This is a genomic window from Streptomyces sp. NPDC055239, assembly GCF_053606205.1.
In genome coordinates, this window is the sequence record NZ_JBSGRD010000001.1 from 814494 (window position 1) to 838910 (window position 24417).

Annotated in this window: 22 protein-coding genes; 16 read left to right on the top strand and 6 right to left on the bottom strand. The window is 70.1% G+C overall.

Annotation, left to right across the window (positions count from 1 at the left end; genetic code table 11):
- Positions 1 to 15: 15 nt before the first annotated feature.
- From ACWFRJ_RS03320 to ACWFRJ_RS03345, 6 genes are read left to right on the top strand one after another with little or no spacing between them, the layout of a single operon-like run.
- Positions 16 to 984, top strand: coding sequence for an ABC transporter permease (locus ACWFRJ_RS03320; protein WP_453524475.1), 969 nt, complete (start codon positions 16 to 18; stop codon positions 982 to 984).
- The gene (locus ACWFRJ_RS03325; RefSeq protein WP_453524476.1) at positions 977 to 2011 is read left to right on the top strand and encodes an ABC transporter permease; all 1035 of its coding nucleotides are present in this window, start codon (positions 977 to 979) and stop codon (positions 2009 to 2011) included. Before ACWFRJ_RS03320 ends, ACWFRJ_RS03325 begins: the two co-directional genes overlap by 8 nt.
- Positions 2008 to 3045, top strand: a complete 1038-nt coding sequence (locus ACWFRJ_RS03330) for an ABC transporter ATP-binding protein (protein WP_453524477.1) — start codon at positions 2008 to 2010, stop codon at positions 3043 to 3045. The genes ACWFRJ_RS03325 and ACWFRJ_RS03330 overlap by 4 nt, the downstream gene beginning before the upstream one ends.
- Positions 3042 to 4076, top strand: coding sequence for an oligopeptide/dipeptide ABC transporter ATP-binding protein (locus ACWFRJ_RS03335; RefSeq protein ID WP_453524478.1), 1035 nt, complete (start codon positions 3042 to 3044; stop codon positions 4074 to 4076). Before ACWFRJ_RS03330 ends, ACWFRJ_RS03335 begins: the two co-directional genes overlap by 4 nt.
- A complete protein-coding gene (locus ACWFRJ_RS03340) occupies positions 4073 to 5341 on the top strand; it encodes an NADH:flavin oxidoreductase (protein WP_453524479.1) in 1269 nt (422 codons plus the stop codon). The genes ACWFRJ_RS03335 and ACWFRJ_RS03340 overlap by 4 nt, the downstream gene beginning before the upstream one ends.
- Entirely contained in the window at positions 5338 to 6738 is a 1401-nt protein-coding gene (locus ACWFRJ_RS03345; protein ID WP_453524480.1) for an amidase, read from the top strand. The genes ACWFRJ_RS03340 and ACWFRJ_RS03345 overlap by 4 nt, the downstream gene beginning before the upstream one ends.
- Before the next feature lie 21 nt (positions 6739 to 6759).
- Here ACWFRJ_RS03345 and ACWFRJ_RS03350 read toward each other — a convergent pair whose 3' ends face one another.
- Together ACWFRJ_RS03350 and otnK are read right to left on the bottom strand one after the other, a co-directional pair.
- Positions 6760 to 7398 carry a class II aldolase/adducin family protein gene (locus ACWFRJ_RS03350; RefSeq protein ID WP_453524481.1) on the bottom strand — a complete coding sequence of 213 codons (639 nt, stop codon included), beginning with the start codon at positions 7396 to 7398 and terminating at the stop codon, positions 6760 to 6762.
- Positions 7395 to 8681, bottom strand: a complete 1287-nt coding sequence (gene otnK, locus ACWFRJ_RS03355; protein ID WP_453524482.1) for a 3-oxo-tetronate kinase — start codon at positions 8679 to 8681, stop codon at positions 7395 to 7397. The genes ACWFRJ_RS03350 and otnK overlap by 4 nt, the downstream gene beginning before the upstream one ends.
- A gap of 182 nt (positions 8682 to 8863) precedes the next feature.
- On the opposite strand from otnK, the gene ACWFRJ_RS03360 reads away from it, so the two are divergent.
- The 3 genes from ACWFRJ_RS03360 (at position 8864) to ACWFRJ_RS03370 (ending at position 12505) form a co-directional block, all read left to right on the top strand.
- Complete coding sequence (locus tag ACWFRJ_RS03360) at positions 8864 to 10288, top strand: homoserine dehydrogenase (RefSeq protein ID WP_453524483.1); 1425 nt, start codon at positions 8864 to 8866, stop codon at positions 10286 to 10288.
- Entirely contained in the window at positions 10285 to 11643 is a 1359-nt protein-coding gene (locus ACWFRJ_RS03365; RefSeq protein ID WP_453524484.1) for a GntT/GntP/DsdX family permease, read from the top strand. Before ACWFRJ_RS03360 ends, ACWFRJ_RS03365 begins: the two co-directional genes overlap by 4 nt.
- Before the next feature lie 70 nt (positions 11644 to 11713).
- Complete coding sequence (locus ACWFRJ_RS03370; protein WP_453524485.1) at positions 11714 to 12505, top strand: DeoR/GlpR family DNA-binding transcription regulator; 792 nt, start codon at positions 11714 to 11716, stop codon at positions 12503 to 12505.
- Between the two features lie 117 nt (positions 12506 to 12622).
- Here ACWFRJ_RS03370 and ACWFRJ_RS03375 read toward each other — a convergent pair whose 3' ends face one another.
- Complete coding sequence (locus tag ACWFRJ_RS03375) at positions 12623 to 12856, bottom strand: hypothetical protein (RefSeq protein ID WP_453524486.1); 234 nt, start codon at positions 12854 to 12856, stop codon at positions 12623 to 12625.
- 155 nt (positions 12857 to 13011) lie between these two features.
- Positions 13012 to 14652, bottom strand: a complete 1641-nt coding sequence (locus tag ACWFRJ_RS03380) for a hypothetical protein (RefSeq protein WP_453524487.1) — start codon at positions 14650 to 14652, stop codon at positions 13012 to 13014.
- Positions 14653 to 14957: 305 nt separating this feature from the next.
- Here ACWFRJ_RS03380 and ACWFRJ_RS03385 point away from each other — a divergent pair, with 305 nt between their 5' ends.
- Positions 14958 to 15887: an endo-beta-N-acetylglucosaminidase H gene (locus ACWFRJ_RS03385; RefSeq protein WP_453524488.1), complete on the top strand. Its 930-nt coding sequence runs from the start codon at positions 14958 to 14960 to the stop codon at positions 15885 to 15887.
- 198 nt (positions 15888 to 16085) lie between these two features.
- The gene (locus tag ACWFRJ_RS03390; RefSeq protein ID WP_453524489.1) at positions 16086 to 17399 is read left to right on the top strand and encodes a cytochrome P450; all 1314 of its coding nucleotides are present in this window, start codon (positions 16086 to 16088) and stop codon (positions 17397 to 17399) included.
- A 70-nt stretch (positions 17400 to 17469) separates the two neighbouring features.
- Here ACWFRJ_RS03390 and ACWFRJ_RS03395 read toward each other — a convergent pair whose 3' ends face one another.
- The gene (locus ACWFRJ_RS03395) at positions 17470 to 19314 is read right to left on the bottom strand and encodes a sigma-54-dependent Fis family transcriptional regulator (RefSeq protein ID WP_453524490.1); all 1845 of its coding nucleotides are present in this window, start codon (positions 19312 to 19314) and stop codon (positions 17470 to 17472) included.
- A gap of 243 nt (positions 19315 to 19557) precedes the next feature.
- Here ACWFRJ_RS03395 and ACWFRJ_RS03400 point away from each other — a divergent pair, with 243 nt between their 5' ends.
- The 5 genes from ACWFRJ_RS03400 (at position 19558) to ACWFRJ_RS03420 (ending at position 23624) form a co-directional block, all read left to right on the top strand.
- Positions 19558 to 20352 carry an acetoin reductase gene (locus ACWFRJ_RS03400; RefSeq protein WP_453524491.1) on the top strand — a complete coding sequence of 265 codons (795 nt, stop codon included), beginning with the start codon at positions 19558 to 19560 and terminating at the stop codon, positions 20350 to 20352.
- Positions 20353 to 20418: 66 nt separating this feature from the next.
- Positions 20419 to 21420 carry an amidohydrolase family protein gene (locus ACWFRJ_RS03405; RefSeq protein ID WP_453524492.1) on the top strand — a complete coding sequence of 334 codons (1002 nt, stop codon included), beginning with the start codon at positions 20419 to 20421 and terminating at the stop codon, positions 21418 to 21420.
- Position 21421: 1 nt separating this feature from the next.
- On the top strand, positions 21422 to 22225 hold the full coding sequence (locus ACWFRJ_RS03410; protein WP_453524493.1) for a metal-sulfur cluster assembly factor: 804 nt from the start codon (positions 21422 to 21424) through the stop codon (positions 22223 to 22225).
- On the top strand, positions 22222 to 23247 hold the full coding sequence (locus tag ACWFRJ_RS03415; RefSeq protein WP_453524494.1) for an NAD(P)-dependent alcohol dehydrogenase: 1026 nt from the start codon (positions 22222 to 22224) through the stop codon (positions 23245 to 23247). The genes ACWFRJ_RS03410 and ACWFRJ_RS03415 overlap by 4 nt, the downstream gene beginning before the upstream one ends.
- Positions 23248 to 23294: 47 nt before the next feature.
- Positions 23295 to 23624 carry a putative quinol monooxygenase gene (locus ACWFRJ_RS03420; RefSeq protein ID WP_453524495.1) on the top strand — a complete coding sequence of 110 codons (330 nt, stop codon included), beginning with the start codon at positions 23295 to 23297 and terminating at the stop codon, positions 23622 to 23624.
- A 68-nt stretch (positions 23625 to 23692) separates the two neighbouring features.
- Here the strand turns inward: ACWFRJ_RS03420 and ACWFRJ_RS03425 are convergent, their stop codons facing one another.
- Positions 23693 to 24388: a GntR family transcriptional regulator gene (locus ACWFRJ_RS03425; protein WP_453524496.1), complete on the bottom strand. Its 696-nt coding sequence runs from the start codon at positions 24386 to 24388 to the stop codon at positions 23693 to 23695.
- Positions 24389 to 24417 lie beyond the last annotated feature (29 nt).

The following is a 24417-nucleotide window of genomic DNA, read 5'->3' on the forward strand; positions in this document are numbered from 1 at the left end:
AGACCTGGAGGAACCATGAGCGCCGCCGCACTGCGCCGCCTCGCCCTGAGGGTGCTGGAACTGGCGGGAGTCCTGTTCATCGTCAGCGTCGGGGTCTTCTCACTGGTGGCCCTGATGCCGGGCGACCCCGCGATCGACATCCTCGGCGCCGGACGACCGCCGTCCGAGTACGCCGAACTCCGCCACGACATGGGCCTCGACCAGCCGCTGCACATCCGGTACTTCGACTGGCTCGGCGGCGTCCTCACCGGTGACCTCGGCCAGTCGGTCGTGCCGCCGCAGAGCGACGTGAGCGCACGGGTGGTCTCGGCACTGCCGGTGAGCCTCGAGATCGCGGTTCTCGGCCTGCTCATCGCCCTGCTGATCGCCGTTCCGCTGGCCATGTGGTCCGCGTACCGCGAGGGCGGGATCGCGGACCGGATCATCGGGGCGGGCACCTTCGCCGTCCTGTCGGTGCCCAGTTTCCTGGCCGGTCTGCTGCTGGTCCTTGTGATGGTCAACTCGCTGGGCTTGTTCCCCAGATCCGAGTGGGTGCGGATCGGCGACGGGGACCTCCTCGGCAATCTGCACCACGCTTTCCTGCCCGCGCTCACCGTGGCTCTGGTCGAACTCGCCATGTTCGCGAGGGTGTTGCGCGGCGATCTGATCGTCACGCTCCGGGAGGACTACATCCTCGCCGCACGCGCCAAGGGCATGGGTCCGCTGCGGATCCTGTTCGCCGACGCCCTGCGCCCCTCCTCGTTCTCCCTAGTGACGCTGCTCGGCCTCAGCCTGGGACGGCTGATCGGCAGCACCGTGATCGTGGAGTACCTCTTCTCGCTGCCCGGCATGGGATCGCTCGTCGTCAACGCCGCGAACCAGGGCGACTTCCCGATGGTGCAGGGCGCCGTCCTGACCATCGCGGTCCTCTACGTGGTGATCAACGCCGGGATCGACTTCTCCTACGGCTACCTCGACCCGAGGACGCGACGTGTCCATGTCTGAGATCGCTCCGCGCACGCGGAACGCACTTGCTCCGCCCGTCCTGCTGGCGACGGCGGTCACCCTCATCGGCCTCGCCCTGCTGGTGTTCGGCGCCACCACCCCCGTACTGATCGCACCGGCGAGGGCGGCCCTCGCACTGCTCGGCATCGGCCTGCTCCTGAACGGCGCCTCCCGGATCGGCAAGATGCTGGCCGGACCGGCCTTCGACGTGGTCTTCTGGGCGGCGACGGCCTGGCTTGTGCTGCTCGCCCTGGCCATCGCCTTCGCGGGATGGCTGCCACTCGCCGAGGACCGGGACGTCGCGGCCACCGTCACCGAACCCGTCTTCGGCACCCCGACGTTCTCCGGAACACACCCCCTCGGCACGAACGGTTTCGGCCTCGATCTGCTCGCCCGGTCCCTGTACGGTGCGCGGTCCTCGCTCCTGATCTCGCTGACCGCCGTCGTCGTGGGGACGGTCGTCGGCGGGCTCGTCGGGATCGTCGCCGGTTACTTCCGCAAGTCGGTGGACCGGGTGGTGGGCATCGCCACGAACTCGCTCCTTGCCGTGCCCCCGCTGATCCTGCTCATCGCTCTTGCGACGGTCCTCGAACCGCGGCTGCGCAATGTCGCCCTGTCCCTGTCCCTGCTCACCATCCCCGGCATGGTGCGTCTGAGCCGGGCGACGACAGTGGCGTACGCGAACCGTGAGTTCGTCACCGCCGCACGGGCCATGGGCGCGAAGCGTTCGCGCATCATGGCGCGCGAGCTGCTGCCGAACGTCCTTCTGCCGATCATGTCGCTCGCCGTCGTGATGATCTCGGTCCTGATCGTCGCCGAGGCCTCCCTGAGCTTCCTCGGGCTCGGTATCCAGCCGCCCGAGCCCACCTGGGGAAACATGATCGCCGAAGGGGAGGGCGACGCCTTCGAGGCGCATCCCCACATCGTCCTGGTGCCGGGTGCGTTTCTCTTCCTTACTGTGTTCGCTTTCAATATCGTCGGCGAGAAGGCTCGTCAGCGGTGGGACTCCCGGAGCGTGAAACTGTGACTTCCGCATCCGCGCCGCTGCTCGAGGCCACCGACGCGCCCCTGCTCTCGGCCACCGACGTGGCCACCGTCTTCCACACCCCGCGCGGCGCCATGCGGGCCGTCGACGGAGTCTCGCTGTCCCTGGCCCGTGGGGAGACCCTGGGCATCGTCGGGGAGTCCGGCTCCGGCAAGTCCGTCCTCGGCCGCACCCTGATGGGCCTTATCACCGAAGGATCCGGTACCTCGGTCTCCGGTTCCGTGCTCCTGGGCGGCCAGGACGTGCACGCGCTCACGCCTGCCGGACGCCGGGCCCTGTGGGGCACGGAGGTGGCCATGGTCTTCCAGGACCCGATGACCTCCTTGAACCCGGTGAAGAAGGTCGGACGGCATCTGTCGGAGAGCGTCCGGCTGCATCTCGGCCTCAGCCGCGCCGAAGCCCGTGACAGGGCCGTGGAGTTGCTGCGCCAGGTCGGGATCCCCGAACCGGCCCGGCGCGCCGGACAGTATCCGCACGAGCTCTCCGGCGGCATGCGCCAGCGCGTGGTCATCGCCATGGCGCTCGCCTGTGGACCCCGGCTCCTCATCGCCGACGAACCCACCACCGCACTCGACGTCACCGTGCAGAAGCAGATCCTCGACCTGCTGCAGTCCCTCGGCGAGGAGCTGCGGATGGCGACCATCCTGATCAGTCACGACCTGGGCACCATCGCCGGACGGACCGACCGCGTCGCGGTGATGTACGCGGGCCGTCTCGTCGAACACGCCGGTACCAGTGAGGTGTTCGGCCACCCCCGGCACCCTTACAGCAGCGCTCTGATCGACTCGATCCCGCACCTCGACCTGCCCCCGCACACGCTGCTGCCCACCATCGAGGGACGCCCGCCCAATCTGCTCCACCCGCCTCACGGCTGCCGGTTCGCTCCCCGGTGCGCGGCGGCCACGGACCGCTGCACGTCGGAGCCGCCCGTGCTCACGGGACGCACGGGCGACGACTCCGGCGGCACGGTCGCCTGCCACCACCCGCTGGGCGCGCCCAAGGAGGCAACGGTATGACGCTCGACGCCCCTGCTCCCGTCGTGCCGGAGTCCGCCCGCCCCGCGCTCAGCGCCCGAGGCCTGGTCGTGGAGTTCCCGGTGGGCCGCGGCCAGAAGGTGCACGCCGTCTCCGGTGTGGACCTCGATCTGCCCGCGGGCCGGACCCTCGGCATCCTCGGCGAGTCCGGCTGCGGCAAGTCGACCGTCGGCCGCGCCCTCATCCAGCTGCCTCCCCCCGACTCCGGCACGGTACGGCTCGGTGACGACGAACTCACCGCTCTCGGCCCCGAGGCGCTGCGCCGGGCGCGGGCCCGCATCCAGATCATCATGCAGGACCCGGTCTCCGCCCTGAACCCTCGCCGCAAGGTGAAGGACCTGGTGTGGGAGGGCCCGTCGATCTGGGGGCGCACCGTGGCGGACAAGGACGCCGAGATCGACGCGATCCTGCGGGCGGTCGGCCTCGACCCGGAGACCGTACGGGACCGCAGGCCGCACGAACTGTCCGGTGGACAGTGCCAACGGGTCTGCATCGCACGGGCGTTGATGCTCGAACCGGAGGTGCTGATCTGCGACGAGCCCGTCTCCAGCCTGGACGTGTCGGTACAGGCCCAGATCCTGAACCTGCTGGAGACCACGACCAGGGAACGCGGCCTCAGCATGGTGTTCATCGCCCACGACGTCTCCGTCGTGAAGAACATCAGTGACCAGGTCATGGTCATGTACCTCGGCAAGGTCTGCGAGACGCTGCCGTCCGACGGCCTGCACCTCGCAGCGGCCCACCCCTACACCCGTCTGCTCCTTGCCTCACTGCCCGAGGCCCAGCGCGGTCGCACCGGCGCCGCCTCGGCGGACGACGGAGAGCCGGATGAACCGGCCGCCGCAGCGGCCGAGTTGCCCTCGCCTATCGAACCGCCATCGGGCTGCCGGTTCCGTACCCGCTGCCCGCTGGCCACCGACCGGTGCGCCGAGAAGGAACCCGTCCTCCGGGAGATCGCCCCGGGGCACCGGATCGCCTGCCACCACATCGAGTCCCCCAGGAGCCTCACGTGACGACCAACCCCCAGCAGCCCGGCCGCCCCCGGCCCGATCAGCCCGCCGGTTCTGCCCCCGACGCGCTCGCCCCCGCCACACTCGGCCCCCTCCAGCTCCGTAACCGGGTCATCAAGGCCGCGACCTACGAGGGACTCAGCCACAAATCCCTGGTCACCCGCGACCTCCTGGAGTTCCACGCGGCCTATGCGCGGGGCGGCGTCGGCATGACGACCGTCGCGTACTGCGCGGTAGCCAGGGAGGGGCGCACCGACCGGCACCAGATCTACTGGACCGACGAGGCGATGCCGGGTCTGCGCCGTCTCACCGACGCCGTGCACACCGAGGGCGCCGCGGTCTCCGCGCAGATCGGCCACGGCGGCCCCGTCGCCAGCCCCAAGGCCAACGGCCTCCCGGCCCTCTCCCCGTCGAAGCACTTCCACGCCACCTCGCTGAGCTGGGCCCAGGAGGCGTCGGTCGCGGACATCCGGCGCATCACCGAGGCCCACGCCGAGGCGGCCCGCCGCGCGATCGAGGCGGGCTTCGACGCCGTCGAGGTGCACCTCGGTCACAACTACCTGGCCAGTTCCTTCCTCAGCCCCAAGCTCAACCACCGCACCGACGCCTACGGCGGCAGCCTGGAGAACCGTGCCAGGTTCGCCCGCGAGATCATGAGGGCGGTACGGGACGCGGTCGGCGGCCGTATCGCGGTCATCGCCAAGATGAACATGGACGACGGGGTGCCCGGCGGCTTCTGGCTGGACGAGGCCATCCCGGTGGCGCAGTGGCTCGAACAGGACGGCAGCGTCGACGCGTTGGAGATGACGGCAGGGAGCTCCCTGCTCAACCCGATGTACCTCTTCAAGGGCGACGCCCCTCTGAAGGAGTTCGCCGATGTGATGCCGCAGCCGATCAAGCTCGGTGTGAAGGCGGTCGGCAAGCGGTTCCTGCACAGCTACCCCTACCGGGACGCCTATCTCCTCGAGGACGCCCGCCAGATACGGGCCGCCGTGGACCTGCCGATGATCCTGCTGGGAGGCATCACCGACAAGCCGGTCATGGATCTGGCGATGCGGGAGGGCTTCGAGTTCGTGGCGATGGCCAGGTCCCTGCTGCGGGAACCCGACCTGATCAACCGCCTGCAGAAGGACGCCAGTACGCCGTCCCTGTGCATCCACTGCAACAAGTGCATGCCGACGAACTTCACCGGAACCCGCTGCGTCCTCGTGGACCGCGGCACCACCCGACGCCAGAGCTGGGGCAAGCCCGAAGGGTACGTGGCGTGAGCATCCCGGACGCAGTCTCCACGGCCGAGGCCGTCAAAGGCGGTGAGCTCGACGCCCGTACCGTCACCGAGGAGGCGATCGCCCGCATAGAGGACGGTGAGCCGGGCCTCGGCGCGGTGATCCACACCCGGTTCGACGCGGCCCGCGCCGAGGTTGCGGCGGGACTGCCGGACGGCCCGCTGCGCGGTGTACCGATCCTCGTCAAGGACCTCGGCACCGAGGTCGACGGCCTGCCCGCGACCGGCGGCAGCCGGCTCTTCGCCGAGGTGACCGCTCGGCGCGACAGCGAGCTCGTGTCCCGCTACCGGCGCGCGGGCGCGGTCATCCTCGGCACCACCAACACACCTGAGCTGGGTCTGAACGCCTCCACCGAACCGGTTCTGTACGGCCCCACCCGCAACCCGTGGAGCCCCGCGCACTCGCCGGGCGGTTCCAGCGGCGGCTCGGCCGCGGCGGTGGCCGCCGGTCTGGTGCCCGTCGCGCACGCCAGTGACGGCGGTGGATCGATCCGCATCCCGGCGGCGGCCTGCGGCCTCTTCGGCCTCAAGCCGAGCCGTGGCCGGGTCTCGCCCGCCCCACGGCCCACCACCCTTTCGGGCCTCGTCTCCGGACACCACGCCGTCACCATGACGGTGCGGGACAGCGCCCTGCTCCTGGACGTCGCAGCGGGCCCGCTCCTCGGTGACGCGTACGCGGCGCCGGCACCTTCCGCCCCGTTCGCCGAACTCGCGCGCCGTGACCCGGGAAGGCTGCGGATCGGCCTGCTGACCGAACTGCCGGACGGCCCCGAGGTCCACCCGGAATCCGCGGCGGCCGCACGCGCCGCAGGGCTGCTGTGCGAGCGCCTCGGCCACGACGTCGTCGACACCACTGCCCGCTACCGCCCCGAGGACGTCGGCCGGACATCCGGCGTTCTGATGGGCGCCGACCTCGTGGCGCAGATCGACGCCCGCCTCGACCGGCTCGGCCGCCCCCTTGCCGACGACGACATCGAGCCCTTCACCCGCGTCCTGTACCAGACCTACAGCGCCCTGCCCGCGGCCGACGTCAGCCGTGCGCTGCGCCGCGCCCAGGAGATCGGCTGGGAGGTCGGCGCCGCGTTCCGCCAGTGCGACGTGCTGCTCAGCCCGACCGTCGCCCGCCCGACACCCCGGCTCGGCACCCTCGACACCACCCGCCCGGAGACGATCTACGAACACGCTTCGGTGTACGCGGCTTTCACCAGCGTCCACAACGTCACCGGCATGCCCGCGATGTCGGTCCCGTTCGGACACGACAGCGAAGGCCTGCCACTCGGCGTCCAGTTCGCCGCGCCCCTCGGCGAGGAGGGCGTACTGCTCGCGCTCGCCGCGCAGCTGGAACGGGCAGCGCCGTGGGGGCGCCCGCCTGCGCTGTGACCACAGCGGTTGATCTGCGTCTCAACCGCTCCACGGAGTGCCGTACTTGTCGGCCAGCGCACGTGCTTCCTCAGCCGTGAGCAGCCGCGCAGGCAACTGCCCCAAGGCCAGGACGAGTGCCGCCGTCTCCTCCAGCTCGATGGCCGAGTCGACGGCCGCCGTGACAGAGGTGCCGGACACCACCGGGCCGTGGTTCTGCAACAGGGCGGCACGGAAGGGGAAAGACAACTGCTCCAGTTCCGCCGCCTGTCGGGCGTCGCCAGGAGGCGCGTAGGGAAGCAGGGGAGTCTGGCCCACACGCATCACGAAGTACGGCGTCAACGGCGGGAGCGCGCTGTGCTCCGACCAGGCGGGGCGGCAGGAGGCCGCCGCCGCGTGGCGGGAGTGCAGATGGACAACCGCCTGTGCGGCCGGGTCACGCCGGTAGAAGGCGGTGTGCAGGGGGAACTCCTTGGACGGGCGGGGGCCGTCCAGATGGGTGCCGTCCAGGTCGAGGACGGTGAGGCCGTCGGCGTCGATCGCGGCGAGGTCCGTGCCGGTGGGGGTGATGAGGACCCGGGACCCCTCGCGGATGCTCAGGTTCCCGGAGGAGCCGGGGCTGAGACCGAGGGACGCGAGGCGGGCGCCCGCGGCTGCGAGGTCGTGGCGGGCCGCGCTCACGCGAGTTCGTCCCAGGCCGAGGTGAAGATGTCCGTGCCGCCGAAGTTGCCGGACTTCAGGGCCAGATCGATGCCGTCGGCGCTCCCGCCCACGCCTGGTTGTGTGCGGGCCCAGGCGACGCCAGGGGCGATCTGTGCGCCGATGGCGAGGGTATGGGCATCGAGTGCGGTGACCACGGCGCCGGAGGTCTCCCCGCCCGCGACCAGGAGGCGGCGCGCACCGGCGCGGACGAGTTCGGAGGCACAGGCGGCCAGGGCCTGTTCGATCAGCTGGGCGGCGGGTGCCTGGCCCTCGGGTGCGTCCTGTTCGAGGTCGTCCAGAGAGTCGACGGCATAGATGAGCGGCGGGCGCTCCGGGTCGCTCTGCCAGCACGCGCGGGCGAAGTCGACCAGTTCGGCGACGGCCGCCGCAGGGTCCGAGCGCAGTGCGGTGATGTCGAGCTTGCGGTAGGGCAGGTGTTCTCGGGCGTGGGCGACCTGGGCGCGGGTGGCCGCAGAGGCGCTCCCGGCCAGGACGGCGCCGACGTCGGTGGGCCGGGACGCCGCCCCAGCCCGCGCCGCTCCCTCGTGCGGGCCGATGAGGCCGAGGGCGAGTCCCGCCGCGCCCGTGACGAGACGCAGCTCCGAGGTGGCGGCGGAGATGGTGCGCAGGTCGTCGTCGCTGGTGGCGTCGATGACGGTGAGGGCGTCGGTGTACTCCGGTGCGGCGAGGGTCTCGCGCAGGGCGTCGGCGCCCTCCCGGACGGTGTCGAGGCCGATGCTCCGCACGGGTCGGCGGGTCTGCGGTGCGAGGAGCCGCCCGAGGTGGGAGTCGCGCATCGGCGTCAGGGGATGGTCGCGCATCGGGCTTTCGTCGAGCAGGTCGTCGTGGACGAAGAGCCGTGACCTGTAGACGGTGCGGCCGGTGGCGGGGAAGGCCGGGACGACGACGGTCGAGCGCTCACCGAGCTCGTCCAGGAGCGCGTCGGCCACGGGGCCGATGTTCCCCCGAGGTGTGGAGTCGAACGTCGAGCAGTACTTGAAGTAGAAGCGCTCGCAACCGGCCTCGCGGAGCGCGCGCAGAGCGGCCTGTGATGCCTCGACGGCCTCGGCGACCGGTGCCGTGCGGGACTTGAGCGCGACGACCACCGCGTCGGCCTTTCGCACCTCGCGGGCGGCGGGCCCGTCGTGGCGCAGAGCCTGCGGACCGATGGCCACCAAGGTCCGGAACCCGCGGGCGACGAGCATGGTGGCGAGATCGGTGGCTCCGGTGAAGTCGTCGGCGATGGCTCCGATGAGCGGCATCGGACCTCCCTCTTTCTGTTGGCGCGGTATCGGCGGGTGGGTCTTCGGCATCCGGAGATGTGAAAAAATGTTAACAAGCTTTACTCGTGTGAGCGTACCTGATACATGTTGTTAATCGGCGGACTGTTTCTAGCCACTCATGCGAGCCGCCACTGCGTATGAGCGCTCATCGAGGAGGGCCCATGAACCTGCACCACCTGTTCGCCGCCACCGAGGGCCGGACCGTGCACTACGCACTGTCCGGCGCCGGAGGCGGTTTCGCCCGGACGCTCCTCGCCCAGACCCTGCGTGGCCCCGCGCTCCGGCCCGCGGTGCTCTGCGACCGCGACCTGCCGGGGCTGCGCGTGATGCTCGCCGAGCTCGGCTACGAGACGGCGCGCCTCGCCGACTGCGAGAGCGCCGCCGATGTCGCGCGCGCCGAGCGGGACGGACGTATCGCCCTGGTCGCCGACAGCACTCTGCTCGGCGCGGCGGCGTGGGACATCCTCGTGGAGGCGACCGGCAGCCCCGTGCACGGTTACGCGATGGCGAAGGCGGCGATCGAGGCCGGCCGGCACGTCGCGATGGTCAGCAAGGAGGTCGACTCGGTCGCCGGACTGCACTTGGCCGACCTGGCCGAACAGGCCGGCGTCGTCTACACCACCGCCGACGGTGACCAGCCCGCCAACCTCATCGGCCTGGTGACCTGGGCGCAGTTCATCGGCCTCGACATCGTGGCGATCGGCAAGTCCAGCGAGTACGACCTCGTGTTCGATCCGGAGCGCGGCACCGTCACCCAGCTCGACACCACTGTCGATGCGCCGGGGCTCGCGGAACTGCTCACCCTCGGGGACGACGTACCGGCCACGCTGGAGGCCCGAGCGCAAGCGGTGTCCGCGCTGCCCGTCGGTGCGACCGCCGACTACTGCGAGATGGCGGTCGTCGCCACCAACACCGGCTTCGAGCCCGACATCGAGCTGCTGCACTACCCGGTCGCCCGGATCGCCGAACTCGCCGACGTCTACCGGCTGCGCGAGGACGGCGGAGTACTTCACAAGTCCGGCGCGGTGGATGTCTTCAGCGCGCTGCGGCTGCCCGGTGAGGCGTCGTTCGCGGGCGGTGTCTTCGTCGTCGTGCGTACCGGTGACTCCGTGACCTGGGAGACGCTGCGCGGCAAGGGGCACGTCGTCAGCCAGGACGGCGGGTACGCGGCCGTCTATCTCCCGTACCACCTGATGGGAGTGGAGACCCCGCTCTCCCTGCTTTCGGCGGTGCTGCACCACCGCCCCTCCGGAGGCGTCGACCCGCGCGGACACGCCGCTCTCGCGGGCCGCGCACGCCAGGACCTGCCCGCAGGGACCCTCCTCGACATGGGCGGTCACCACCACGACGTCACCGGAGTGCAGGCGGTCCTGCTGCGCGCCGATGACACGCCCGACGACATCGCCCCGCTCTACCTGGCCGCGCACACCACCCTCGCACGCCCCGTCGCAGCGGGCGAGCTGATCCGCCTGGGCGACCTCGCCGACGCCGACGAAGCACTCAGCGAGGCCTGGACCGCGGGCCGCGCCGCCCGTCCGGCCGACCGCGCCACCCGTACCACCGCCACCGGGGCGGTCCGCTCGTGAGCGCCGACGTCCAGCACCTGCTGCTCGGCGCCGCCGCCGTCGCCGTACTCGTCGTGCTGATCACCAAGTTCAAGCTGCACCCCTTCCTCGCCCTCGCGCTCTCCGCGCTGGGACTCGGACTCGCCGCGGGCATCGCGCCGGGCGCCACCGTCGAGCACTTCCAGGAGGGCTTCGGCGACGCCCTCGCCAGCAGCGGACCGACCATCGGTCTCGGCACCCTGCTCGGCGGCATCCTGCTCGGGTCCGGCGGCGCCGACCGCATCGCGACCAAGTTCATCGGCGCGCGGCCCGTCAAATGGATCCCCACCGCGATCACCGCGGCCGCCCTGATCATCGGCATGCCGCACCTTTTCGACGTCAGCTTCGTCATGCTCGTGCCGCTGGTCTACGCCGTCGCCAAGCGCACCGGGACCCATCTCCTCTACATCGGCCTGCCGCTGGCCGCGGGCCTGTACGTCTCGCACGGCCTGCTGCCGCCGCACCCCTCGCCGACGCTCGCCGTCTCCGCGTACGAGGCGAACACGGGCCTCACCATCATGTACGGGCTCATCATCGGCATCCCGCTGGCCGTCCTCACCGGGCCGCTGCTCACGAAGGTGGCATCACGGTGGTTCGGCCCCGCGCCCGACCTTGACCGCGGTCCCGTGCCCCAGCCGGACCCGGTGCCGGACAACCAGCGGCGCCCGGTCTCCTTCACCCTCGCGCTCATCACGGTTCTGCTGCCGCCGGTGCTCATGCTCATCGGTACGCTCGGCACCGCCAACACCGCCAAGGGCACACTGCCGTACTACTTCTTCGAGGCCTGCGACTCCGCGGTGCTCTCCCTGCTCGCGGCCGTCATCTTCGCGTTCTTCGCCCTGGGGGTCCGCTCCGGGTTCGGCCTTACGCAGCTTCAGAAGATGGCGGGCAAGGGGCTCGGTCCGGTCGGTGCGATCGTGCTGATCCTCGGCGCGGGCGGTGGCCTCAAGGCGATGCTGACCGCCACCGGCATCGACCAGATCATCTCGGACTACGCGGTCGACTGGTCGGTCCCGCCGCTGCTGCTCGCCTGGCTGGTGGCCGCACTGCTTCGCATCTGCCTGGGCTCGGCCACGGTGGCCACGGCCGCGGCGACCGGTATCGTCGCTCCGCTGCTCACCGCCTACCCCGGTGTCTCCCCGGAACTGATGGTGCTCGCCACGGCATCGGGCGCGGTGATGCTCTCGCACGTCAACGACTCCGGCTTCTGGCTGTTCAAGGAGTACTTCCAGCTGTCGGTGTCGCAGACGTTCCGCACCTGGACCCTGATGCTGTCCCTGCAGTCGCTGCTCAGCCTCGGCGGCGTCCTGCTGCTCAGCACGTTCGTCGGAGGCTGACGCGCGCGGGCCGGAAAAGAAGATCATCGGCTACCGTCGCGTACGGAAAGAGAAGACGAGGAGACAGACGATGACCGCTCAGGAACCCCTGCCGCTCATTCCGGACCAACGGCGCGAACAACTCCTGCGGCATCTGCGCAAGGAAGGGGTGCTGAGCGTTCAGCAGATCACCCAGCTCTGCGGTGTCTCCCACATGACGGTCCGCCGGGACATCGCCGAACTGGAGCGCCAGGGCCTGGTCTTCTCGGTCCCCGGCGGAGTCAGGATCGCCAGCCACGTCAACACCGAGCCGAGCTTCCAGGACAAGTCGCTCGTCGAGCAGCCCGAGAAGCAGGCCATGGCCGCGCAGGCCGCCGGTCTCGTCCAGGAAGGGATGACCGTCTATCTCGACGCGGGCACCACGCTTCTCGCGATGGTTCCGGCACTGGCCCGCCTTGAATCCCTGACGGTGGTGACCAATGACTTCACCACCGCCGACCAGCTCATGAGCGCACCGCACCTCGACATCGTGCACATCGGCGGCCGGATCGACGTGGCCAACCGCTCGAGCGTGGGCCGCCTCGCCGCGGCGACGCTGCGTCAACTCGCCCTGGACTTCGCGTTCATCAGCACCAGTTCCTGGGACCTGCTGCGCGGGGTGACGACACCGTCGGAACCGAAGGTCGAGGTCAAACAGGCGGCGATGGAATCCGCGGGGAGTTCGGTGCTTGTCGCGGGCTCGTCCAAGTTCGGCACCTTCGGCAAGTACCGCGTCGCACCGCTGACGGCGTTCGACACGGTGATCACCGACACCGCACTGGCCGACGCCGCCGCGGAGGGAGTACGCGCGAGCGGCGCCGAACTGCGTATGGCGAAGCCGTGACGGGACCGGGCCGACGGCGCGGATAGCGGCCGCGTTCTCCGCCTCGACCGGACGCGGGCTCTCGCCCTGGTGCGCGACGTCGCGGGGCGGCGGTTCGCACCAGGGCGGGCCTTCTCGCTACTTGTAGTGGACGTCCAGGGCGTGACCACGGCCTTCGGCGTAGCACTCGGCGCCGTTGATCTTGCCTGCCTTGGTGAGTTCGTTGGCCTTGCCCTGGCACTCGCCATCGGTGGAGTACACGCCGTACCGCTCCCAGCCCGGGGCGATGTCGGCGGCATGGGCAGCACCGGCCCCGGCCATGGCCAGAGTGGTCGCGGCGAACAGCGTGTAAGCGATCTTGCGGACCTGCATGTGGCTCTTTTCCTCGGAATTCGGCCGCCGGTGCAACGACGATCCGCGCACCGGGGCCCTTCACTTGATCAAGACGATCATCCGTTCGGGCGCGGTTCCATGAGTTGCCGCTGAATTCAGTTTGATCTGAACGTTCAGCATGCCTTGCGGTCCTGTTACAGCAGCCCGCTCAGCGGCAGGACGCGCTCGGTGAGCTGCCCGCGCAGCCGTCCCTCAGCGGTGTCGGCTTCGGTGAGCCAGCCGGCGGCGACCAGCAGTTCGGCGTGCTCGGTGACCTGTTCCGGGGTCAGGGCACAGAACGCGGCGACCTGTTCCAAGGGCAGCCCGCCACCGTCCTCGGGACGTCCGATGCGGCCGTCGGGGCGGGTGTGGGCGGCGGTGTGCAGGGCCAGGAGCCGGGTGGTCGCGGTGGCCTTCTTCTTGCGGAGTTTCCGGTCGCCCACGATCTTCTGGGCCCAGCCGGAGATCCTTGAGCGGTTGTTCTTGCCGAAGGTGAAGGGGCGGGGCTGATCGGGCAGCAGCGTGGGGACCGTGAACGGGGTGGGGTCCTCGGAGCGGGCGGCCAACATGTCGGCGACGGTGCGGGTCTCGGGCAGCTGGAGCCAGTCGGACACGACCAGCTGTTCAAGGACGCGTTCGGCATCGTCCTGGAGCCAGCCGGTCAGGTCCTGGCCGGTGGCGTTCCCGGTACCGGCGCGGGCGGCCCGCAGGGTGAGCATGAGCACGGCGAGGCGCACCTCGGCCTCGGGGTGCGGGGTGTGCGCGGCGACATGGTCAAGGACGGTGCGGGCGTGCACGCCCTGGCCCCGGGTCAGCAGCCGTTCCACCACCGGCCCGTCGGCGCCGTCCATGTCGCCGACCAACTGGCCGTTGCGGTTGGCGTGCATCTCCCGGGTGGTCTGCGCGGCCGTCTCGGCACGCTGTGCCTCGTGCCGCAGCGCGCCGTCGCCGCTCACGTCGGCCCACAGGCGGAAGGCGCGGGCCTTGCGTTCGTGGAGCTCGGCGAGAAGGACGAGGTCGGGCTCCGGGCGCTCCTGGTAGGCACGGAACGCGTCCCCGAGCTCGATGAGCTCCAGGCGCAGGACATCGGGCTCGAGGTCGTGCGGCACGGTCCGCTGCGCGATCTTCCCCCACCGCTTCGCCCGCCGGGGCGCTGCCCCTGGTGAGGCGGCGCGGGCGCGAGGGACCGGCGCGGGTGCGGCGGCCGGTGAAGTCCCGGCAGCAGGGGAGAGGGGGGTGTGATCGGAGAACACCGCCGCGACACCGTCCTCGACCGTGCCGCCGCCCGTTCCTGGGGGCCCGGCATCCGGTCTCTTCGACGCCTGGTCCGGCCCTGCCGGGGGCGGTGCGGTGTCGAGGACCCGGCAGTTGGGGGTGGCGGCCGCGCAGCGCGCGCACATCTCCGCGATCCGCCACAGCCGTCCGGCGCGGTCCGCGTACACGGTCAGGACCACCGGGCCCCCGCACCGCACCGCGTCCGGCTGCCGCGACCCGCCCCGGCGGCCCGCTTCGGGATCGGGGGTGTGCCACGCGCAGTCGGCGGCGCGACAGGCGCACCACGCCTCGCCGCGCGGCCCGCCGCCCGTGCGGATGTGGGCCAGGTGCGTGTTGACATGCCCGATCGCGGCCTTGCGCCCTGCGGTGGTTCCGTCGGGGAAGCGCTGCTCCGCGCAGGCCGGGCGGGAGCAGGAGAGCCTGACCGCACCGGCGGAAAGGCGACCGTAAGGGTCGAGGCGCACCGTCCACACCCGCCCCGCGACGCGCTCATCCTGCTGTGTGCCGGCCTCCGCCACCATGTACGTGCCTCTCCGCGCTGCGTGATCCGTTCCTGGGCGATCCCATCATCGGGGATACGGCCGTACAGTCTCCGCAGAACGGAACTTTCGGGTGCCAGAGTGCTCTGCCGTGGGCGAACCTCGAAAAATTATCCGCATCAACTCCCTTGTCCAGGCGCCCGGCTGTGACGTGAGGTGCGTGGGAGTCGTGAAGAGTTTGCGCGCGATTCTTGGGATTCGGTGACGGGAGAGGAAAACTCGGAGGGCTCACTCGGCGCTTTCGAACAGGTCGGGCGCCGACCCATGCGATGGGAGACCGATCAACGATGTTCACTCTGGTACGGAGCAGAGTGCGGCTGGCCGCACTCGCGCTCTCGGCCGTCGCGGCCCTCACCTTCGGCACGACCGCCACGACCGGCGCGGCAGCGGCCCCCGCTCCCGCCCCCGCTCCCACGAAACAGGGACCGACCTCGGTGGCGTACGTCGAGGTGAACAACAACAGCATGCGCAACGTCGGTAAATACTCCCTCGCCAACGGCGGGGGCAACGTCTTCGACGTCGCTGTGATCTTCGCGGCGAACATCAACTACGACACGGGCAAGAAGGCGGCATACCTGCACTTCAACGAGAACGTGCAGCGCGTCCTCGACAACGCGGCCACGGAGATACGGCCGTTGCAGCAGAAGGGCATCAAGGTCGTCCTCTCGGTCCTCGGCAACCACCAGGGCGCGGGTTTCGCCAACTTCCCGTCCAAGGAGGCGGCTTCGGCGTTCGCGAAACAAATGTCGGACACCGTCACCAAATACGGCCTCGACGGTATCGACTTCGACGACGAGTACGCCGAGTACGGCAACAACGGCACCGGCCAGCCCAACGCCAGCTCGTTCGTGCACCTGGTGACGGCGCTGCGCGCGAACATGCCCAACAAGATCATCAGCCTCTACAACATCGGCCCGGCCGCGACGCGCCTCTCCTACGGCGGCGTCGACGTCTCGTCCAAGTTCGACTACGCCTGGAACCCGTACTACGGCAGCTGGCAGGTCCCCGGCATCGCACTGCCCAAGTCGAAGCTGTCGCCGGCGGCCGTCGAGATCGGCGGTACCTCACAGAGCACGGTCACCAGCCTCGCCCGCCGCACCGTCAGCGAGGGGTACGGCGTCTATCTGACGTACAACCTCGACGGCGCCGACCGCAGCGCCGATGTCTCCGCGTTCACCAGGGAGCTCTACGGCAGTGATGCCGTCTACACGCCGTAAGGCCACGATCCGTGCGGGCCGCGCCTCCGACAACGATGTCGGGGGCGCGGTGCGGAGTTCTGGGGTGGAGAGGGCCTGATCCCTCGGAACGGCCGCCGTCGGAGTGGAGGCGGGAGAAACTGACTGATGCAAGGGCGAGTTGAGGGCCCCTCGGACAGCTTCGATCGAGGGCCGAACCTTGGGACAGGAGGCACGGTCATGCGCATCCCCGGACCCGAGCACCAGGAGGACGGCGGGCTGAGCGCCGTTGCGGCCGCAGGCGGGCTGCACCGGTACCAGTTGCGTCTGCACGAGGCGCACGGACCCGTCGTACGCTTCCAACTGCCGGGCGCGGACACGGCCGTGTCGGTCGCCGATCCCGTACTTCTGGAGGCCACGGCGCACATCGACAAGCGGCCCGCGGAGCTGTTCGCGTTCCTGGACCCGCTGTGCGAGGCGGGCAACCTGCAAGTCCTTCCCGCCGACGAGCACACCCCCTGGCGCCGACTACTGCTCTCGGTGCTCGCCGGGCGTCCTGCCCACGAGCGGCACTTCGCGCACTTCACCGAGCTGGCGGAAGAGCTCGCGGACCGCTGGGCCGGGCAGGCCGACGGCGAACCCGTCGAACTGCAAGGGGAGTTGACCGCGCTCTCGCTCCGGATGATCTGCGGGTTCGCGCTCGGCGGCGCGGAAACTGACACGGACCGTGTCGTCGCCGCGTTCGAGGAGGTGCTCACCGAGTACCTCGGGCGGCTCTACCAGGCGCCGAGGGCCGACCCGGGCTCGGCGGAGCGGGCCGAGGCGGCCCTCGCGTATCTGCGCGCGACGGTCGACCGCGTGGTGGCGGCGCACCGCTCGGACGGCCGCACCGACAGCAGTGACCTGATCGGGGCGCTCGTCGAGGCCGGTGAGAGCCCGGCGCGGATCCGGGACACCGTGATGGTGACGCTGCTCGCCGCTCACCACACCACCGGCGTCGCCGTCTCGTGGACGCTGCACCTGCTGGGCCGCCATCCCGACGTGGCCGAGCGCGTCGCCGCCGAACTCGACCAGGTGCTGGGCGAGCGCGCCACGCCCGACTACGGTGATCTGCGGCGGCTCACGTATCTGGACATGGTGCTCAAGGAGTCGATGCGCCTGTTCCCGCCCGGCCCCTACGGCGCACGCGAGACGACCGAGGACCTGGTTCTCGGCCCGTACGAGATCCCGGCAGGGACGACGGTGTTCTATCCGTTCTGGGCGGTGCACCTGAACCCCGAGCACTGGCCCGAGCCGGAGCGGTTCGACCCCGAGCGGTTCACGCCGCAGGAGGTGGCCAAGCGGCCGAGGCTCGCGTATGTCCCCTTCGGGATCGGGCCACGCAGTTGCGAGGGCGCCGCGCTGGCCACGGTCGAGGCCCAGCTCGTCCTGGCCGTCCTCCTCAAGCGCCTGCGCTTTCGCCCCGCGCCGGGGCACGAAGTGACGCCGGTGGAACGGTTCGTGCTGTGGGCGCGGGACGGGATCCGGATGACGGTGCGGCCACGGGGCCTCTAGCGCTTCTGATGGCCTGTGGCCGTTGTGACGGTGCTGTGTGACCGCGCGGCACGTCGGACCCCGGCCCGTCTCAGTGGCGTGCGGGAAGCGTGATGCCGTAGGACCTCATCTTGCGGTAGATCGTCGTACGGGAGATGCCGAGCCGCTGTGCCGCCAGCAATTTGTTGCCGTCCACCTCAAGCAGGGCCTGGACCAGGGTGTCGCGCTCGGATGCTTCCCAGGCGCTCAGAGACCGGCTGCCCGCGCTGTGCAGGGACGGCGGCAGGTCGCGCAGCTCGATCCGGTACGTGCGGCGGCCCGCGGCGGCCTCGCGCAGGGCGAAGTTCAGTTGGCGGATGTTGCCGGGCCAGTCGTGCCGGCGCAGCAGAGGCAGGACCTCCGGTGCGCACTCGACGTCCGCGCCGATGCGTTGCAGCAGACAGCCGACCAGGGCCGGGATGTCCGTGAGGCGGTGCCGCAGGGCGGGAACGGCCGCCGCTTCGACGAAACAGCGCCTCAGAGGCTCCGGTACGCCTGGTGCGCGGTGGAGCGTGCCCACGATCCATGTACCCTGTGCCGCCGCGGCGTCCAGTGCCCGGGCGACGGCGGGTCCCTGCTCGGAGGCCACGGCGTCGACGTTCCGCAGGACCAGGGCGCGGCCCGGCCCTGTCGGCACCTCGCGCAGGGCCGTCGGCAGGTCGGTCGGCAGGTCGGTCCCGGCGTCGCCCCGGACGGCCATGGCATCGACGATGACGGGAGCCGAGGCCGCCCCGGTCAGCGCGTGCGTGGCACTGATCAGCGCGGATTTCCCTGTTCCGCTCTCGCCGTGGAGCAGGAGCGGCGTCCGTTCGCGGGCGCAGCGGGACACCGTACGGGAGACGGTGTTCCATGCCGGGTCCGTTCCGGCGAGGCCCGGCAGCGGCCACGGCCGGGCCGCGTCCTGCGCCTCCCGGGAGCGGGAGCCGTAGCTGAGTCCGGTACGGGGGCGGGCCTGGTCGGAGGGAGCGGAGGGGTCGGAGAGGCGGTCCGTGAAGGCCAGCTCCAGCAGGTATCCGGCCGCGCCCGCGGAGCTGTCGACCTGGCGGCAGCGCATCAGGACGGTCTCTCCGCCGGACAACTGCACCTGCTTGCGGGTGCGCGGCGCGTGCCCCAGTTCGGCGGCGGCCTCGTGCAGCAGCCGGTGGTCGTCGCCGGTGAGCCGTGCGGAGGCGGCGGAGTTGGCGAGCACGAGATCCTGGCCGAGGCAGAGAACGGGCCGGTCGCCGTAGTGGTTCACCTGTTGGAACGCTTCAAGGAGGGCGCGCTGGTGCGAGCTGCTGAACTCGTACATCACGCGCTCGATGTCACCGGCGGCCTCCTGCACTAGGGCTGCCATGAGGGTGCGCGCCGGGCCGTTCCAGCAGGTCAGGTTCATTGCTCCCTCGACCCGCCCGGTGACCGAGTTACGGATCGGGGCGGCGGCGCAGGAGACGTTCTGCAGGCGTTCGTTGAAGTGCTCGGTGCCCAGGACCACGTTGGGCCGGCGCTCCTCCAGAGCGACCCCGATGCCGTTCGTGCCGACGAACTCTTCGGCGTAGTTGAAGCCGGGCGCCAGGTGGACCCGGTCCAGGTGTGCCGAGAGCCGCTCCTCCCCGACGCGGCGATCGCGTACCCAGCCTTTTCGGTCCGTCACGATCACGCAGGCGTCCGAACCTGCCAGAGCCTGTTCCAGGCGGTCAAGGACGGGCGTGGCGGCGCGGACCAAACGGCTCTCCCGGTCGTAGTCCGGCTGGTAGGGGACGACCACCTCGTCCGTGCCGACCCCCAGGTATTTGGAACGCTGCCAGGAGTTGCGGATGCCTTCGGGCACGATCGTCGCAGGCGGGTCGGTGTTCGTGAGGAACTGCAGGCGTGCTCGCGCGATGTTCTGGTCCTGCGCTGTGCGATCACTGAGCATGGCGCCTCCGATGAGCGTGTTTCCGCCATATTACGAACGCGTTTGCAGCTGTCAACGGGTGGTTCCCCGCGGCTTCTTCCCGTGTTCGCCGCGCCCTGATCGAAGGGACGCGTCGGGTGTGTTCCACAGGGGAGAACCGGGTGTGTTCCACATTGAAAAACTCGACGGCACTCCCCGCCCCCACGCTGATGGTCAGCACCGCACGAAGGGTGCGGCGGCTCACCGTCGAGCACAGGAGCACCTATGACTTCCACCGACAACGGAACCCGTACCGCGATCGTCACCGGCGCCGCGCGCGGCATCGGCCGCAGCATCGCGGAGCGGCTGGCCGGCGACGGACTTGACGTGGCGGTGGCCGACCTCCCCGGCATGAGCGAGGAGCTGAGCGAGGTCGCGGCCGGCATCGAGAAGACGGGCCGCCGGGCCCTCGCCGTGCACGCCGATGTGTCCAGCAAGGAGCAGACCGACGCACTCGTCGAAGAGGTGGCGGGCCGCTTCGGCAAGGTCGACGTCTATGTGGCCAACGCCGGTATCGCCAGGGTCACCCCGCTGCTCGACACCGGGCTCGACGAGTTCGAGCAGGTCATGGCCGTGAACCTGCGCGGCATCTTCCTCTCCTACCAGGCCGCGGCACGGCAGATGATCGCCCAGGGCAGCGGCGGCAAGATCATCGGTGCGGCCTCGATCGTCGCGTACCGCCCGTTCGCGCTGCTCGGCACCTACTCGGCGTCGAAGTGGGGCGTACGTGGTCTTACCCAGGCCGCGGCCATGGAGTGGGCGCAGCACGGCATCACCGTCAACGCGTACTGCCCGGGAATCGTCGGCACCGACATGTGGGACCTGATCGACGAGCGCCTCGCGGAGGCCGAGGGTCTGCAGAAGGGACGGGCCATCAAGAAGTACGCGGAGGCGATCGCGCTCGGCCGGGTCGAGGAGCCCGCGGACGTCGCGTCCTTCGTCTCGTATCTGGCCTCGCGGGACTCGGACTACATGACCGGCCAGTCCGTCATGATCGACGGCGGAATCCAGTTCTCCTGACGCGCGGCGCCGTCGAGCTCCCCTTCGCTCAACCACCCATCGCGATCTGAGGAACTGAGGAGAGAGATGTATTCCAAGGACGGCGAGAACTACTTCATCGTGGACGCGCACGTCGCGCTCTGGGACGCGCGCCCCGAGAACCAACTCAACATCCACGGAAAGCAGTTCATCGACTGCTTCTACGACTACCACCGCAACCTGAGCCCGGAATCGGAACTGTGGCCGTACGAGGAGTACCTCTACTACGGCGGCGAACGTCTGATGAAGGACCTCTTCGTCGAGGGGTACGTCGACCACGCCATCTTCCAGCCCGCGCGGCTCGGAGCGTTCTACCGCAACGGCTTCGGGCAGACCGAGGAATCCTTCGCGCTCGCCCAGCGGCATCCCGACAAGCTCACGTACAACCACTCCTGGGACCCGCGTTACGAGCAGAAGGGACTCGACCAACTGAGGCGTGACGCGGAGCGGTTCCAGCTCAAGGGCGCGAAGCTGTACACCGCCGAGTGGAAGGGCGACAGCCGAGGCTACAAACTCGACGACCCGTGGACGTACCGCTATCTCGAAGCCTGTCAGGAACTCGGGATCAACAACATCCACATCCACAAGGGGCCGACGATCCGGCCGCTGGACCGGGACGCGTTCGATGTCGCGGACGTCGACAAGGCGGCCACGCGGTTCCCCGAGATGAACTTCGTCGTCGAGCACTGCGGCCTGCCCCGCCTCGAGGACTTCTGCTGGATCGCCACGCAGGAGCCCAACGTGCACGCGGGTCTCGCGGTCGCGATGCCCTTCATCCACAGCCGTCCGCGGTACTTCGCGCAGATCATCGGCGAGTTGCTCTACTGGCTGGACGAGGACCGCATCCAGTTCTCCAGCGACTACGCGCTGTGGACGCCCCGGTGGCTGATCGAGCGGTTCGTCGACTTCCAGATCCCCGAGGACATGACGCCCGAGTACGCGCCGATCACCCTGGCGCAGAAGAAGAAGATCCTCGGCCTCAACGCGGCCGCCATGTACGACATCGAGGTCCCGGCCGGTCTTGGCGTCACCGAACCGGTGGTGGCCTGACATGCCCGCCGACACGGCTGATACACGGGAGCGGTCCGCTCGCGCGGCCCTTGACACGGTCTTCGACCCGGAGCTTGACGAGCCGATCACCGACCTGGGGTTCGTACGTTCCGTGCTGGTGACCCCTGATGGCGCGCTCACCGTCCGCCTGAGGCTTCCCACTTCATTCTGCTCGCCGAACTTCGCGTATCTGATGGCCTCGGACTCCAAGGACGCGCTGACGGCGCTGCCCTGGACACAGGATGTCGTGGTGCTGCTCGACGACCACCACGACTCGGACCTGATCAACCGCGGCCTCGCCGCGGACGCGGGCTACCGCGGCACGTTCGGGGCCGAGGCGGAGAAGGATCTCGAAGCGCTGCGGCTGACGTTCCGCCGCAAGGCCCATGCCGCGGCGATGGAGCGGGCACTGGCGCTCGTCCTCCGCGAGAACCCGGACCTCACAGAGGAGGACCTCCACGACACGGTCATCGGCGACCTTCCCGACGTGGCGACGTCCGGTGCGCTGCTGCGGCGACGGGCGGCGCTGGGTCTCGGCGTGGCACCGTCCGACCCGGTCCTGGTCGACGAGGAAGGGCGGCGCTACCCGCCGGGTGAGATCCCGCTCCGGCTGCGGTTCGCCCGTGCGGTCCGGGTGTCGATCGACGGCAACGCGCACTTCTGCCGGGGCCTGCTCCGCACCCGGTATCCGCAGTCAGGGGCCGACCAGTCCCCGCGTGCGGTGGAGTCCGTACACGCGGGGGAGCCCATGCATACGCGGGAGCTCCTCCATCTCACCGCTTCACCGAAGGAGAACGTCTCGTGAAAGCAGTCCAGGTCGTCGGCTACGGCCAGAACCTCACCATGGCCGAGGTCCCGGCTCCCGAGGTCACAGGACCGTTCGACGTGATCGTCAGGATCGGCGGTGCCGGTGTGTGCCGCACCGACATCCACATCCTGGAGGGCCAGTGGGCGCAGAAGTCCGGGGTGACACTGCCCTACACCATCGGGCACGAGAACGCCGGCTGGGTCCACGCGGTCGGCAGCGCCGTCACCAATGTCTGCGAGGGCGACAAGGTCATCGTGCACCCGCTGATCACCTGCGGACTGTGCCGGGCGTGCCGGGCGGGTGACGACGTGCACTGCGAGAACAACCTCTTTCCCGGCATCGACACGGCCGGCGGTTATGCCGAGTACCTGAAGACCTCCGCACGCAGTGTCGTGCGGATCGACGACTCCCTCGAACCGGCCGATGTCGCGGCTCTCGCCGACGCGGGCCTCACGGCGTATCACGCAGCGGCCAAGGCGGCCCGCAAGCTGCGGCCGGGTGACCGCTGCGTGGTGATCGGCGCGGGCGGGCTCGGGCACATCGGCGTACAGGTCCTCAAGGCGATGACTGCCGCCGAGATCGTCGTCGTGGACCGCAACCCGGATGCGGTGGCCCTGGCCGTCTCCATCGGGGCCGACCACGGCGTCGTCGCCGACGGCGGCCAGGTGGACCGGGTGCGCGAACTGTCCGGTGGGCAAGGGGCGGAGACGGTCATCGACTTCGTCGGTGAGGGCGGCTCCACCAAGGACGGCGTCGGCATGCTGCGCCAGGCGGGCGACTACCATGTGGTCGGCTACGGCGAGAACATCGACGTACCGACCATCGACATCATCTCCGCCGAGATCAACTTCATCGGCAACCTCGTCGGCTCCTACAACGACCTGTGCGAGCTGATGGTCCTTGCCGCTCAGGGCCGCGTGCGCCTGCACACCGCCAAGTATCCCCTCGACCGTTTCCAGGACGCCCTGGACGATCTCGAGAGCGGCCGGATCCGGGGCCGGGCGATCCTCACCCCGTGACCCCGCCCCTATCGACCCCGTCTCGAACGACGTAAGGAAGTGGCCCCTTGATTTTCATCACCGTGAAGTTCCGCGTCCTTCCCGAGCACGCCGACCGCTGGCCCGAGGTGGTGGAGGAGTTCACCCGGGCGACGCGGGCCGAGCCGGGGTGCCTGTGGTTCGACTGGTCCCGCAGCATCGAGGACCCGGTGGAATACGTTCTGGTGGAGGCCTTCAGGGACGACGAGGCCGGTGCGGCGCACGTCGGCTCGGCGCACTTCAAGGCGGCGCAGCAGAGCCTGCCGCCCCATCTCGCCGCGACGCCCAGGATCGTCAACGTGAAGGTGCCCCAGGACGACTGGTCGCTGCTCGGCGAGATGACGGTCGACGAGAGCTGACGCGGTTCGTGACGTCACAGAGCGGCCGAAGCCCGTTGAACGGGCTTCGGCCGCTCTTCGTACGTCTGTCAGCCGGTGGCTGTTGATGTGCGGGCCGGTGCCTGTGCCGCCGACGCGGCGGCCGACGACCGCAGTTGTTCGACCACGTCGCCCAAGTGCGCGGCAACAGCGCGCGCCGCTGCTGTGGCGTCCCCGCTGACGATGCCGTCGATGATGTCCAGGTGCTGCTGCAACGACTGGGCGGGACGGCCGGGGCGCAGGGCAAGGCGGAACTGGAAACGCACCATCGGTCCGTTGAGCCGCTCGAGTTGGCGCCTGGCCACCTCCTGACCGCTGGCCTCGACCACCAGTTCGTGCAGGCGCTGGTTGAGGGCGGAGTAGGTGTGCACCGCTCCGTCCGCGACGGCCTGCCGCATCTCCGTGCCGATCCGGCGCAGCTCCGTACGCTGCGCTTCGTTCGCCTGCGTGGCGGCCTTCGTGGCGCACAGCTGCTCAAGCGCGGAGCGGCACTCGGTGATCTGGATGGCCTCGTCCACGGAGACCACCCGGATGCGGGCGCCGCGGCGGGGGATGATCTCGACGATCTCCTCGGCGGCGAGGTCCTGGAGGGCCTCGCGGACGGCGCTGCGGGTCGTCCCGTAGGACTCGGCGAGGTCGTTCTCCACAAGTCGCTGCCCGGGTACCAGGTCCCCGGAGCGCAAGGAATGCCTGATGGCGTCGGCCACGTACTGGCGTGCGGCGGCGCCCGTCAGCTTGTCCGTCAACTCGTTCGACCTCTTTCATCGGCAGGTCT

Bases quoted from the DNA above. Each gene is read 5' to 3' on its own strand.
- ACWFRJ_RS03320 (WP_453524475.1), top strand. From the start codon at position 16: ATGAGCGCCGCCGCACTGCGCCGCCTCGCCCTGAGGGTGCTGGAACTG.
- ACWFRJ_RS03325 (WP_453524476.1), top strand. From the start codon at position 977: ATGTCTGAGATCGCTCCGCGCACGCGGAACGCACTTGCTCCGCCCGTC.
- ACWFRJ_RS03335 (WP_453524478.1), top strand. From the start codon at position 3,042: ATGACGCTCGACGCCCCTGCTCCCGTCGTGCCGGAGTCCGCCCGCCCC.
- otnK (WP_453524482.1), bottom strand. From the start codon at position 8,681: ATGCCGCTCATCGGAGCCATCGCCGACGACTTCACCGGAGCCACCGAT.
- ACWFRJ_RS03360 (WP_453524483.1), top strand. From the start codon at position 8,864: ATGAACCTGCACCACCTGTTCGCCGCCACCGAGGGCCGGACCGTGCAC.
- ACWFRJ_RS03370 (WP_453524485.1), top strand. From the start codon at position 11,714: ATGACCGCTCAGGAACCCCTGCCGCTCATTCCGGACCAACGGCGCGAA.
- ACWFRJ_RS03375 (WP_453524486.1), bottom strand. From the start codon at position 12,856: ATGCAGGTCCGCAAGATCGCTTACACGCTGTTCGCCGCGACCACTCTG.
- ACWFRJ_RS03380 (WP_453524487.1), bottom strand. From the start codon at position 14,652: ATGGTGGCGGAGGCCGGCACACAGCAGGATGAGCGCGTCGCGGGGCGG.
- ACWFRJ_RS03385 (WP_453524488.1), top strand. From the start codon at position 14,958: ATGTTCACTCTGGTACGGAGCAGAGTGCGGCTGGCCGCACTCGCGCTC.
- ACWFRJ_RS03390 (WP_453524489.1), top strand. From the start codon at position 16,086: ATGCGCATCCCCGGACCCGAGCACCAGGAGGACGGCGGGCTGAGCGCC.
- ACWFRJ_RS03395 (WP_453524490.1), bottom strand. From the start codon at position 19,314: ATGCTCAGTGATCGCACAGCGCAGGACCAGAACATCGCGCGAGCACGC.
- ACWFRJ_RS03400 (WP_453524491.1), top strand. From the start codon at position 19,558: ATGACTTCCACCGACAACGGAACCCGTACCGCGATCGTCACCGGCGCC.
- ACWFRJ_RS03405 (WP_453524492.1), top strand. From the start codon at position 20,419: ATGTATTCCAAGGACGGCGAGAACTACTTCATCGTGGACGCGCACGTC.
- ACWFRJ_RS03410 (WP_453524493.1), top strand. From the start codon at position 21,422: ATGCCCGCCGACACGGCTGATACACGGGAGCGGTCCGCTCGCGCGGCC.